Origin of the sequence: uncultured Georgenia sp. (assembly GCF_937958535.1) — a bacterium.
In the GTDB taxonomy this organism is placed as follows: Bacteria; Actinomycetota; Actinomycetes; order Actinomycetales; family Actinomycetaceae; genus Oceanitalea.
Genome location: NZ_CALGNQ010000172.1, coordinates 1 through 11,490, shown reverse-complemented (window position 1 = coordinate 11,490; position 11,490 = coordinate 1). Strand labels below are relative to the sequence as shown.

Annotated in this window: 14 protein-coding genes; 4 read left to right on the top strand and 10 right to left on the bottom strand. The window is 73.4% G+C overall.

What is annotated here, in order from left to right:
* Window positions 1-210: 210 nt before the first annotated feature.
* From Q0195_RS09185 to Q0195_RS09170, 4 genes are all read left to right on the top strand, one after another.
* Window positions 211-1,605, top strand: coding sequence for a Gfo/Idh/MocA family oxidoreductase (locus tag Q0195_RS09185; protein ID WP_299277398.1), 1,395 nt, complete (start codon window positions 211-213; stop codon window positions 1,603-1,605).
* Window positions 1,602-2,828, top strand: a complete 1,227-nt coding sequence (locus Q0195_RS09180; RefSeq protein WP_299277396.1) for a nucleotidyltransferase family protein — start codon at window positions 1,602-1,604, stop codon at window positions 2,826-2,828. Before Q0195_RS09185 ends, Q0195_RS09180 begins: the two co-directional genes overlap by 4 nt.
* Before the next feature lie 175 nt (window positions 2,829-3,003).
* Window positions 3,004-3,144: a lasso RiPP family leader peptide-containing protein gene (locus tag Q0195_RS09175; RefSeq protein WP_299277394.1), complete on the top strand. Its 141-nt coding sequence runs from the start codon at window positions 3,004-3,006 to the stop codon at window positions 3,142-3,144.
* A gap of 49 nt (window positions 3,145-3,193) precedes the next feature.
* Window positions 3,194-4,447: an asparagine synthase C-terminal domain-containing protein gene (locus tag Q0195_RS09170; protein WP_299277391.1), complete on the top strand. Its 1,254-nt coding sequence runs from the start codon at window positions 3,194-3,196 to the stop codon at window positions 4,445-4,447.
* Here the strand turns inward: Q0195_RS09170 and Q0195_RS09165 are convergent.
* From Q0195_RS09165 to infA, 10 genes are all read right to left on the bottom strand, one after another.
* Window positions 4,342-5,301, bottom strand: coding sequence for a hypothetical protein (locus Q0195_RS09165; protein ID WP_299277389.1), 960 nt, complete (start codon window positions 5,299-5,301; stop codon window positions 4,342-4,344). The two genes, Q0195_RS09170 and Q0195_RS09165, sit on opposite strands and share 106 nt — an antisense overlap.
* Window positions 5,298-5,729 (bottom strand): lasso peptide biosynthesis B2 protein, encoded by a 432-nt coding sequence (locus Q0195_RS09160; protein ID WP_299277387.1) that lies wholly within the window; start codon window positions 5,727-5,729, stop codon window positions 5,298-5,300. The genes Q0195_RS09165 and Q0195_RS09160 overlap by 4 nt, the downstream gene beginning before the upstream one ends.
* Window positions 5,730-5,922: 193 nt before the next feature.
* Window positions 5,923-7,818: an ATP-binding cassette domain-containing protein gene (locus tag Q0195_RS09155; RefSeq protein WP_299277384.1), complete on the bottom strand. Its 1,896-nt coding sequence runs from the start codon at window positions 7,816-7,818 to the stop codon at window positions 5,923-5,925.
* A gap of 19 nt (window positions 7,819-7,837) precedes the next feature.
* Window positions 7,838-8,089 (bottom strand): PqqD family protein, encoded by a 252-nt coding sequence (locus Q0195_RS09150; RefSeq protein ID WP_299277381.1) that lies wholly within the window; start codon window positions 8,087-8,089, stop codon window positions 7,838-7,840.
* A 203-nt stretch (window positions 8,090-8,292) separates the two neighbouring features.
* On the bottom strand, window positions 8,293-8,907 hold the full coding sequence (gene rplQ, locus Q0195_RS09145) for a 50S ribosomal protein L17 (protein ID WP_299277379.1): 615 nt from the start codon (window positions 8,905-8,907) through the stop codon (window positions 8,293-8,295).
* Between the two features lie 30 nt (window positions 8,908-8,937).
* Entirely contained in the window at window positions 8,938-9,948 is a 1,011-nt protein-coding gene (locus tag Q0195_RS09140; protein ID WP_299277377.1) for a DNA-directed RNA polymerase subunit alpha, read from the bottom strand.
* A gap of 139 nt (window positions 9,949-10,087) precedes the next feature.
* Window positions 10,088-10,498 carry a 30S ribosomal protein S11 gene (rpsK, locus tag Q0195_RS09135; protein ID WP_299277374.1) on the bottom strand — a complete coding sequence of 137 codons (411 nt, stop codon included), beginning with the start codon at window positions 10,496-10,498 and terminating at the stop codon, window positions 10,088-10,090.
* A gap of 70 nt (window positions 10,499-10,568) precedes the next feature.
* Entirely contained in the window at window positions 10,569-10,943 is a 375-nt protein-coding gene (rpsM, locus tag Q0195_RS09130; RefSeq protein WP_299277371.1) for a 30S ribosomal protein S13, read from the bottom strand.
* Window positions 10,944-11,078: 135 nt separating this feature from the next.
* Window positions 11,079-11,192 (bottom strand): 50S ribosomal protein L36, encoded by a 114-nt coding sequence (gene rpmJ, locus Q0195_RS09125; RefSeq protein WP_299277368.1) that lies wholly within the window; start codon window positions 11,190-11,192, stop codon window positions 11,079-11,081.
* 54 nt (window positions 11,193-11,246) lie between these two features.
* A complete protein-coding gene (gene infA, locus Q0195_RS09120) occupies window positions 11,247-11,468 on the bottom strand; it encodes a translation initiation factor IF-1 (protein ID WP_299277402.1) in 222 nt (73 codons plus the stop codon).
* Window positions 11,469-11,490: the final 22 nt, after the last annotated feature.

The following is an 11,490-nucleotide window of genomic DNA, read 5'->3' as shown; positions in this document are numbered from 1 at the left end:
TGTTAACGACACCGGCCGCGTCGGCGACACTCCTCGCCCCATTCCGCTCCGAGCGGTCACCACCTGCTGGCATCATGTGCCCCAGTTGGCCTTCCAGCCTCCACCTTGGAGCAGCCCGATGACGAGCATGCGCGGACACCACCCGGTCCTGCGGGTCTGCCGTCGCGTGTCCGGGCCGCCCGGCAGGGGCCGCGCGCCCAGGGCACGCAGGTGAGGGTCGGCATCGTCGGGTGCGGCTACGTCTTCGACGACTACATGCGCACCTGGGCGAACCACCCGGCGCTCGAGCTCGCCGGGGTGACGGACCGGGACCCGGCACAGGTCGCGCGGGTGGCACGGCACTACGGCGTGCCGACGTACGCCTCCACCGAGGAGCTGCTCGCCGACCCCGCGGTGGACGTCGTCCTCAACCTCACCTCGGTCGCCTCCCACTACGCCGTCACCCGGGCGGCCCTGGAGGCGGGCAAGCACGTGTACTCCGAGAAGCCGCTGGTGACCGAGCTGCACCTGGCGCGTGAGCTGGTCGACCTGGCGGAGTCCCGGGGGCTCCTGCTCGGCTGCGCCCCGTCGAACGCGCTCTCGGCGACCGCCCTGACGATGTGGAAGGTGGTCGCCGACGGGCTGGTGGGTGACGTGCGGCTCGTCTACGCCGAGCTCGACGACAACCCCATCTACCTCATGGGGCCGGAGAGCTGGCGCTCGGAGTCGGGGGCGCCGTGGCCCTACCTCTCGGAGTACGAGGCCGGCTGCACCTGGGAGCACGTGTCCTACCACCTGGCGTGGATGTGCGCGATCTTCGGCCCGGTGCGCTCGGTGACCGCCTTCTCCAAGGTCACGCTCCCGGACAAGACCCACCAGCCGCTCTCCCCGCCCGACACCCCGGACTTCTCGGTCGCCTGCCTCGACTTCGTCAGCGGGGTGGTCGGCCGGGTCACCTGCTCCATCGGGGCCCCGTACGACCACCGGATGCGGGTCATCGGCAACCGCGGGTGGGTGCACTCCGACAACCCGTGGCACGACGAGTGCCCCGTCTACCTCGAGCCGTTCACCACGCTGTCGCTCAACGCACGCAAGGCGCGCAGCGTCCGGGCGAGCACGGCCCTCCAGCGGCTCTTCGGGGTGGGTGGCCACCGTGTGCCCCTCGTGCGTGTCCCGCCGCCAGGGCAGTCCGAGCCCTACGACCCGCTCGGGCCGCGGCGCTGGTGGAGCCCGGCGGACCTGTTGCGCCGCCTGCGCCTCGGGCAGCTGGGCCAGCAGGACAAGTGCGTCGGGGTCGCCGAGCTGGTCGACGCCGCGACGACCGGGCGGCCCTCCTTCCCCGGCCACGACTTCACCCTCCACCTCACCGAGCTCACGCTCGCCATCCAGGCCGCCGGCCCCAGCGGCACCGGCCACCGGCTCGAGACGACCTTCGAGCCGTGGCCACTGCCGGAGGAGGTGGTGCGCCGCAGCCCCGACTACCGCCGCTACGTGCGCCGCAGCCTGCTCGACCGGCTCACCGCCGGCCTGCTGCACCGGATGCACCGCCACGGGGCCCCGCCGGAGAGCCCGGCCCGGCTGACGCCCGCGGGCAGGCAGCCGAGCCCGCAGGAGGAGCGCCCATGAGCCTGGACCGCCCTGTCGCCCGACCGGAGGGCGCCGTCGCACTCCGGGACGCCGGCGCCGGCCGGGTGGTCCCGGCGGGGCAGCGGCTCGCCGCGGCCCGACGGGACCGCCGGCTGCACCGGGCCGTCTCCGACACCCTGGTGACCATCGCCCGCGGAGCCGTGCCGGAGCTCGACCCCGCCGTCCGGGCGGCACCGGACGCCCTCGTCGCCGCACTGCGGCACCACCGCCTCGCGCCCCTGGCCCACGTGCTGTTGCGGGACTCCGAGCCCGGGCTGGCCGCGCTCCTGGCGGAGGACCGGGACCGTGCCATGGCGATGCACCTGCACGTCACGACCCTCCTCGGGCACCTCGGGGCACTGTTCGACCCGGTGCCCTGGGTGGTCCTCAAGGGACCGGTGCTGTCGGAGACCGCGCACCCGGTCCGGGGGCTGCGCAGCTACCGCGACATCGACGTCCTCGTCGCCCCGGGTGACCTGCGCCGGGTGAGCGTGCAGCTGCGGGCCGCGGGGTGGCGGGTGGTCGACCACGCCGACACGCTGCGCCACCCCGACCTGCCCGGTGAGATGCACTGGCGCAGCCCGTCCGGGATCCAGCTGGACCTGCACTGGAACGTCGTCAACGAGGCCGAGAGGCGGCGCCGGCTCCGCGTGCCGACCGCCGACCTCCTCGCCCGCCGGGTCCCGACCACCCTGGGCTTCGGGCCCGCCTGGACCCTCGACCCGGTGGACCGTCTCCTGCATGTCTGCATCCATGCCGTCCTGTCCGGGGTGAACCGGCTGGTGTACCTCCTCGACGCGCAGGGCACGGCGGCGCACGTCACCGACTGGGAGGAGGTACGCCTCCGGGCGGCGGCGTGGGACGCGACCTCGCACGTCGCCTTCGTGCTGCGGCGCGCGCGCTCGGCGCTCGGCGGGCCGATCCCGGCCGACGTCGAGCGCGTCCTCGGGACCTCGCCGACGTTCCGCGGTCTCGCCGCCGTGGTCGACCGGTTGGCACCGGTGGCCCGCACCCGCACCGAGCACGGCGCCGCGCGCCTCTTCGCGCGGGCCGTGCGTCCCGGGGCCGTCCGCACCACCCTCGCGACCTCACGCAGCGTCAGCCGCTATCTCCTGGGGATGCGTCCGCCGCCGGAGCCGGGGCACCGACCGTTCGCCGACAGCCGCACGCTGGAGGCCTACCTCGACCGGGTGGACGCGGTGGTGGCGGCGGGTCGAGGGTGAGGTCGCCTCACCCTCCGACCGCGATCCTCACCCTCCCGTCCCTCCCGGACCACCTGTGAAGAGTCACCCGGACGGCCCCCCGAACCGTCACCCGTCCCTATCGTGGCCTCTACCTGCTGGGACTCCACCCAGCGGCACGATGCGGTGCCGCACCGCTGACATGGAAGGGGAACACGTGGAACGCTACGAAGCTCCCACGCTGACCGAGGTCGGCAGCATTCGTGAGATGACGCTCGGTGGGACCAACCTCCAGGACTGGTCCGACGAGATCCGCCTGTGGAAGATCGTCATCCCGCTGCCGGGTGAGTTCAGCTGACCCCCGCCGACCCGCTGCGCGCCGGCCACGGCCGGCGCGCAGCGGGCTGGTGACGGGCCGCCCGGTGGGGCACTACGAGCGGCTGACCGGGAGCGAGCTCGACGTCGTCGCCCCGTTGGGGACGATGCCCCCGGTCGACCGTCCACAGCCGGTCGACGGTTCCACCCGCGCGGCCCTGGAGCAGGTGGTCGCGGACAGCGTCGTCCGCGGCCCCTGCTACGTCCTGTTCTCCGGTGGCCGCGACTCCTCCCTTGTCCTCGCGCTCGCCACCAGCGCGGCGCGCCGCCTCGGGGTGCCCGACCCGGTCCCGGTCACCGCCGTCTACCCCGGTGACGAACACGCCGACGAGTCGTCCTGGCAACAGCTCGTGCTGGACCACCTCGGGATCACCGAGCGCATCGTCCTGTCCATCACCGACGAACGGTCCACGCTCGGGGACGTCGCGCTGCACCACCTGCGCCGCCGCGGCCTGGTGTGGCCCGAGGCGGTGCACACCCAGCCGGTGTTCTTCGCCCAGCTCGACCCGGGCGGCACCGTGCTCACCGGCGAGGGTGGCGACGCTCTCCTCGAGGCGCGCCGCGTCACCGCCCTCCATCTCCTGCGACTGCACGGCAGACGCGCGAGCCGGGCGCTGCTGCGCGCCGCGGCCGCCTCGCTCACCCCCACCGTCGTCGACCGCCGACGGGCCAGGCGGGCGTTCGCCGACCCCGAGGTGCTGCCCTGGCTACGCCCCCGCGCGCGGGCGGTCCTCGCCGCGGACGAGGTGGCGCTGCGCGGACCGCTGCGGTGGGACGAGGCCACCTGGGCGGTGCTCGACCAGCGCCATACCCGGATGGGCCTGGACAACCCGGTGGTGGGCGCGGCCGAGTACGGGCTGACCATGCGCCACCCCATCGCCGAGCCGACGGTCGTCGCGGCCCTGGCCGCCGAGGGCGGCCGCTGGGGCTTCCCCGGGGGCCGCACGCACCTGTTCCGGCGCCTCGGGGCGGACCTGCTGCCGGACGCCGTCCTCGCCCGGCAGAGCAAGGCGGCGTTCAACCGGTCACGCTGGACCGAGCGGGAGCGGGAGTTCGCGCGGAAGTACACCGGCGGGGCGTTCCACCCGGAGTACGTCGACGAGGAGCGCCTACGCGCCGGCTGGCTCGGCGACCGGCCGCACCCGGTGAGCTACTTCATGGCGCAGGTCGCCTGGCTCCGTCAGGAGGGTCTGCCGCTGGTGCCGACGGCGAGCCCGAGGCCGGCCAGCACGTCGCGGGCGAGGGTCGGGGAGAACGGTGGCCCCCACGGGAGCCGCGCGACGTAGACCGGGACCGCCTCGACGAGCGTCCCGAGCTCCTGCAGCTGACGGTCGAGCACCCGGGCGTCCTCCCACCCGACGATACGCGGGAACTGCAGCAGCGTGAGCAGCGCCTGCTTGGGCTCGAGGCGGACCAGCTCCGGCCGGGCGAGCCCGCCGTCGTGCTGGGGCAGGGGGACCACGAGCGCCGCCAGCGGCAGCAGCTCGGACCCCGACGGCGTCGTCGCCAGCGCGTCCCGCCCGTCCCCGGTGACCCGGTGCGCGGGTGTCGTGGTGAAGAGCGTGGCGAGCTCGCCGGCGGACTTGCGCAGCCGCAGCGCGGTGGCCCCCAGGTGGCAGCGCGGCCGCGGCGCGTCGAGCTCGAGCCGCAGGACGTCGTCGGTGACCAGCCGCCCGCCCGCCGCACACAGCAGGGTGGCCATCGTCGACTTGCCCATCCCCGAGCTCCCGACGAACGCCACCGCCGCACCGTCGACCTCGACGGCGGAGGCGTGGAGCACTGCCGCGCCGCGCAGGGCCAGGAGGAAGGACAGCAGGGTGCCGGACACGAGCACGCCGAGGGTGTCGGGGTCGGCGCCCTCGACGGCGTGGACCACGACGTGGCTCAGCGTGCGGTCGACGACGAAGTCGGCGGTGCGGTAGAAGCGCAGGACGTAGCCGTCGGTCTGCTCGGTCGCGGTGAACAGCGGCTGCTCCCCCGGCTGGTAGTGCAGCAGGGTGCGTCCGCCCGGGCGCACCCGGGGCGGCGGCATCGGCTCCCCGCGGCGCACGGTGACGTCCGCCGGGCCGGTCGCCGGGCGGTCCTGGTGCAGGTCGATCTCGCTGTCGACGACGAGGCCGTACAGCCGGCAGCGGGTCACGGCTGCTCCGTGGCCGTGGGGACCAGGGGCAGGTAGGCGGGGGCGGCACCGAGCGGGTCGTAGACGCCGGCCCCGACCTCGAGCCAGGCGTGGGCCCGCACCTCGCCCTCGACCTTGGTCACCCCGACGACGAGTTCGGGACCGAACCGGCGGATGCGGTGACCGGCGACGAGCGCGTGCCGCAGGCAGGTGTCCCCGTAGGGCCAGTGACGCATGACGCGCCGCACCGCGCCCAGCCGCAGCCGTGCCCGGGGCCCGAGCTGCACGGGGCGTGTCGGTGGTGGGCCTGCGGGGCCGCCGTGGCGCAGCGGGGCACCGGCCAGCCGCGCGAGGCGCGGCAGCGGCAGGGTGCGCACCCCGACCTCGACGGCGCAGGCCACCACGAGCGCTGCGGCGACGGCGGGGACCTCGCGGAGCGGGACTCTCATCGGGCCTCGGCCACCGCGGTGTGGTCGGGATGCAGCGTCACCTGGTCTCCAGTCGCGTGGGTGCCGGCGGCCGGCAGGGTCGGACACCGGGAATCTACGGCAGGTCCGACCGGCGCGATGAGCCCGTGCTGGGTGATCACGGCGGGACGGTGCCCGGGGTGGGGGGTGAGCCGGGGTGCGCCGGGGTGAGGGCTCACGGTCGCTCCGCCGGGGCCCGGCCCGCCCTCGCTGCCGGGGCGTCGAGGTAGGCGGCCGCCTGCAGCCGGAACAGCTCGGCGTACCGGCCCTCGCGGGCCATGAGCTCCTCGTGGGCACCGGCCTCCACGACACGTCCCCGGTCGAGCACGTAGATGACGTCGGCGGACCGCACGGAGGAGAAGCGGTGGGAGATGAGCACCGCGGTGCGCCCGGCGAGCACCGCCCGCAGCGACTCGTACAGCCGGCTCTCGGCGCGCGGGTCGAGGGCGGCGGTCGGCTCGTCGAGGATCATCAGCTGCGCGTCGCGGTAGAAGGCGCGGGCGACGGCGACCCGCTGCCACTGGCCGCCCGAGAGGTCGCGCCCTCCCTTGAAGAGCCGGGACAGGACGGTGTCGTAGCCCTGCGGCAGCCCCTCCAGGACGCCCGCGGCACCGGCCCGCTCGGCCGCAGCGGCCACCCGTCCCTCTTCGACGTCGGGGGTGTACCGGCCGAAGGCGATGTTCTCGCGGGCCGAGAGTGCGTAGCGGACGAAGTCCTGGAAGATCACCGCCACCCGGTCGCGGACGGACCTGCGGGCGAAGGCCCGGGTGTCCGTCCCGTCCCAGCGCACCGAACCCGCGGTGGGCTCGTACAGGCCCGCGAGGATCTTGGCCAGGGTGGTCTTGCCCGAGCCGTTCTCCCCGACGAGCGCGACGACCTGGCCGCGCCGGATGCGCAGGCTCACCCCGCGCAGGGCCTCGGCCTCGCTGCCGGGGTAGCGGAACCGGACGTCGTCGACCTCGATCTCCTGGAATTGGGCGGGGGCGGGTGCCCCGGCCTCCTCCTCGCGTGCGGCGGCGCCGAGCTCGAGGAACAGGTCGACGTCCCGCAGGAAGAGCCCGGACTCGAAGATCGACTGCACCCCCTGGAGCAGGGCCTGCACCTGGCCCTGGAGCATGCGGATGGCGACGACGGCCGCTCCGGCCTGGGCGACGGAGACCGCGCCCTGGTCGATGAGCCGCACGAGCAGGAGGAGCGTGCCGGTGAGGACGGCGGCCGAGCCGAGGTTGCCGACCACGTTGAGCCGGGTGCGCCGGCGCAGGTGGCGGGCCAGGTCCTCCAGGTAGCGGCCGTAGAGCCGGTCGAAGCGGGCGCGCAGCGGTGCGCCGAGGTCGAAGGCGCGGATCTCCTTGGCCTCGTCCCGGCTGGTGAGGAGGTGGTTGAGGTAGTGGCGCAGCCGGTGCGGGTGGGTCTGCTCCACGGTGAAGCCGAACTCCAGGCGGCTCTCGCGGCGGTTGGTCAGGACGACCGGCAGCCCGCCGAGGAGGAGCAGGGGGAGGAGGAGCGGGTGGATGCCGACGAGGACGGCCCCCACCCCGACCGTGGCGGTGAGCCCGCCGACCATACCGAGCAGCGCCTGGGTGACCTGGAAGGGGCGGGTGGCGGCGGCCGCCTCGACGCGCTGCAACCGGTCGTGGAAGGCCGCCGACTCGAAGTGGCGCAGACAGACCCCGGTGGCGGCGTCCAGCACGTCCTGGTGGGTGCGCCGCGCCACGGCCTCCCCGAGGTAGCGGCTGAGGTAGCCGCGCACCGCGTTCAGGAGCGCGGTCAGCGCCATGAGCCCGGACAGCGCCAGGGTGGGCAGCAGCAGCGCGGAGGCCTCGGCCGCACCGCTGCCGAGGGCGATGACCGCCGCGAGGAACACCTCCACGACGAGCACCTGGGCGGCGAGCACGAGCGCGGCCGCCACCTGGACGGCGAGCAGGCCGACGAGGAGCAGCCGTCCCGCCGACCAGACGAGCCGGGTGGAGCGCCGCAGCAGGTGCCACAGCCGCGCCACGGAACGCCGCTGGCTCCGGCTCTCGACCTGGAGGTCCAGCGGGTCGACGGGCTCGGTGTCCTGCTCCGTCACCGGTCCACCGTGCGGCTGCTCACCGGAGCAGACCCTTGGCCTGGAGCTGGGCGACGAAGGCCGCGACGTCGGCCACGGCCGTCTCCCGGTCGATGCCGTACTGCTCGACGAGCGCGTCGGCGAGCTCGTCGGCGGTGCGCTCGCTCGTGAGCAGCTTGGCCAGGTGCGTGCCGGAGGCGTTCGTCGTGAGGTAGACCGACCGTTCGGTGTCGAGGATGACGAGCTCGCCGTCGATCTCCCGCCAGGTGATGCTCTCGCTCCGCAGCTGCACGTGCGCTCCTCGACTCTCGGCGATGCGGCGGCGCTGCCCTGCGCCGTCGCGGTGTTCTCAGCGTACTTCGCCTCCCCGGCGTCGGGGGCGCTGTTCGGCCCGGCGTACCGCTGGGGCGGGCGCCCGGGACGGCGCGAGGCCCGCACCCTTGTGGGGTGCGGGCCTCGTGCGTGTACGGCGCGCCGGGTGGGCGCACCGCAGTCTCAGCCGCGGGGCGTGCCCTCGGCGGTCTCTCCGGTGTCGGCCGCGCCGGCGTCCTGCGCCTCGTCGGTCGCCGCCTCCGCGGAGGCCTCGGCACCGGCCTGCTCGGCGGCGGCCGTCTCCTGCGCTGCCGCCTCCTCGGCGGGCTCCGCCGGGGACTGCGCAGACTCGGGCGACTCCGGGCTCTTGGGCGCCGCCGCCTGCGCGGCGCGCTCGGTGGCCTTCTCGGCCTCACGGACGGTGGCCTGCTTCGGGCTCACCGGCTCCATGACCAGCTCGATGACCGCCATCGGGGCGTTGTCGCCCTTGCGCGGTGCCGTCTTGGTGATCCGGGTGTAGCCGCCCTGGCGCTCGGCCATCGCGGGGGCGATCTCGGTGAACAGCTCGTGCACCACGCCCTTGTCCTTGATGGTCGTCATCACCTTGCGGCGCGCGTGGAGGTCACCGCGCTTGCCGAGGGTGATGAGCTTCTCGACGACGGGGCGCAGCCGCTTGGCACGGTGCTCCGTCGTCGTGATGGAGCGGTGCTCGAGCAGCGCGGTGGCGAGGTTCGCCAGCATGTGCCGCTCGTGGGCGGGGCTGCCACCAAGACGGGGGCCCTTGGCTGGAGTGGGCATGTTCTCTCCTGTAGTGATTCGTTGGTGGCGTCAGTCGCGTGAGCCGTCGCTGAACTCGATGTCGCCCTCGTACGCGGAGGCGTCGGCGGCGATGTCGTAGTCGACCGTGCTGTCCTTGAGGCTGAGCCCGAGCCCGGAGAGCTTCTCGCGGATCTCGCTGATCGACTTCGCCCCGAAGTTGCGGATGTCGAGCAGGTCGGCCTCGCTGCGCGCGACGAGCTCGCCCACGGTGTGGATGCCCTCGCGCTTGAGGCAGTTGTAGGAGCGGGACTGCAGACCGAGCTCCTCGATGGGCAGCGCCAGGTCGGCGGCGAGGGCGGCGTCGGTCGGCGAGGGGCCGATCTCGATGCCCTCGGCCTCGACGTTGAGCTCCCGCGCGAGCCCGAAGAGCTCGACCAGGGTCTTGCCGGCGGAGGCCAGCGCGTCCCGCGGGCTCATCGAGTTCTTCGTCTCGACGTCCACGATGAGCTTGTCGAAGTCGGTGCGCTGCTCGACACGGGTGGCCTCGACCTTGTAGGTCACCTTGAGGACCGGCGAGTAGATCGAGTCGACCGGGATGCGGCCGATCTCCGAGTCGAAGCTCTTGTTCTGGGCTGCGGAGACGTAGCCGCGGCCCCGCTCGACCGTGAGCTCGATCTCGAGCTTGCCCTTGGCGTTGATCGTCGCGAGGTGCAGGTCGGGGTTGTGGACCTCGACACCCGCCGGCGGGGTGATGTCACCGGCGGTGACGACGCCCGGGCCCTGCTTGCGCAGGTACATGACGACCGGCTCGTCGTGCTCCGAGGAGACGACGATGTCCTTGATGTTGAGGATGAGCTCGGTGACGTCCTCCTTGACCCCCGGGACGGTGGAGAACTCGTGGAGGACACCGTCGATCCGGATGCTCGTGACGGCGGCACCCGGGATGGAGGACAGGAGGGTGCGACGCAGGGAGTTGCCGAGGGTGTAGCCGAACCCGGGCTCCAGCGGCTCGAGGACGAACCGGGAGCGCTGCGGGGTGAGGACCTCTTCGGTCAGGACTGGACGCTGTGCGATGAGCACGATGTGTTCCTTTCAGCAGGCGACCGCTATATGACGCCGTGCAGGGCACCCGGGGTCATCGGTCCGACCACCGGGCGGGGATGAGGTGCCGGCACCTCGTGCCGTGCGCCGCCCCGCAGGACGGCGCACGACGGAGTACTCAGACGCGGCGACGCTTCGGGGGGCGGCAGCCGTTGTGGGCCTGGGGGGTGACGTCCTGGATCGAGCCCACCTCGAGGCCGGCGGCCTGGAGGGAGCGGATCGCGGTCTCCCGGCCGGAGCCGGGGCCCTTGACGAAGACGTCGACCTTCTTCATGCCGTGCTCCTGGGCGCGGCGGGCCGCGGCCTCGGCAGCCATCTGGGCAGCGAAGGGCGTCGACTTGCGCGAGCCCTTGAAGCCGACCTGGCCCGAGGAGGCCCAGCTGATGACGGCGCCGTTCGGGTCGGTGAGGGTGACGATCGTGTTGTTGAACGTGCTCTTGATGTGAGCGTGACCGTGCGTGACGTTCTTGCGCTGGCTCCGGCGCGGCTTGCGGGCCGCAGAGGTGGCCTGGCGGGACTTGGGGGGCATGTGGTGCTTCTCTCCTGGTCGTCGGACCGGGGCACGTGGCGCGGGGCGCCGGGACGTGCGACCGGACTACTTAGCGGGCCTTCTTCTTGCCGGCCACCGTGCGCTTGGGGCCCTTGCGGGTGCGGGCGTTGGTCTTGGTGCGCTGTCCGCGGACGGGCAGTCCGCGGCGGTGACGCAGGCCCTGGTAGGAGCCGATCTCGACCTTGCGGCGGATGTCGGCCTGGACCTCGCGGCGGAGGTCACCCTCGACCTTGAAGTTGCCCTCGATGTAGTCACGAAGAGCGACGAGGTCGCTGTCGGTCATGTCCTTGACGCGCAGGTCCGGGCTCACGCCCGTGGCCTCGAGCGCCTGCTTCGCGCGGGTCCGCCCGATGCCGTAGATGTAGGTGAGCGCCACCTCGAGCCGCTTCTCGCGGGGGAGGTCGACGCCGACGAGTCGTGCCAACTTGTGCTCCTCATGCTGCTCGGAGGTCCTCCGCTCCGCCGTCCCGCCCGAGCGGGGCGGGCCCCGGCCTCCGAACCGGGGGTTGCACCTGGGTGCTGACGGAGCGGTTGGCGGCAGGTCGCCGCCGTCGTCAGGTCAGCCCTGACGCTGCTTGTGGCGGACGTTGCTGCAGATCACCATGACGCGGCCGTGCCGACGGATGACCTTGCAGTTGTCGCAGATCTTCTTGACGCTGGGCTTGACCTTCATTGCATTCCTCCGCCGCCGCTCGGCACGGTGCCGCGGCGGCGATTGTCGGGTGGGTTACTTGTAGCGGTAGACGATGCGACCCCGGGTGAGGTCGTACGGGCTCAGCTCGACGACGACCCGGTCCTCCGGGAGGATCCGGATGTAGTTCTGACGCATCTTTCCGGAGATGTGCGCGAGCACCTTGTGTCCGTTGCTCAGCTCCACCCGGAACATCGCGTTCGGCAGCGCTTCGATCACGCTGCCCTCGATCTCGATGACGCCGTCCTTCTTCGCCATGTCCTCCGCTAACTCTTCTCTC

Bases quoted from the DNA above. Each gene is read 5' to 3' on its own strand.
- Q0195_RS09180 (WP_299277396.1), top strand. From the start codon at position 1,602: ATGAGCCTGGACCGCCCTGTCGCCCGACCGGAGGGCGCCGTCGCACTC.
- Q0195_RS09160 (WP_299277387.1), bottom strand. From the start codon at position 5,729: ATGAGAGTCCCGCTCCGCGAGGTCCCCGCCGTCGCCGCAGCGCTCGTG.
- rplQ (WP_299277379.1), bottom strand. From the start codon at position 8,907: ATGCCCACTCCAGCCAAGGGCCCCCGTCTTGGTGGCAGCCCCGCCCAC.
- rpsK (WP_299277374.1), bottom strand. From the start codon at position 10,498: ATGCCCCCCAAGTCCCGCCAGGCCACCTCTGCGGCCCGCAAGCCGCGC.
- rpmJ (WP_299277368.1), bottom strand. From the start codon at position 11,192: ATGAAGGTCAAGCCCAGCGTCAAGAAGATCTGCGACAACTGCAAGGTC.
- infA (WP_299277402.1), bottom strand. From the start codon at position 11,468: ATGGCGAAGAAGGACGGCGTCATCGAGATCGAGGGCAGCGTGATCGAA.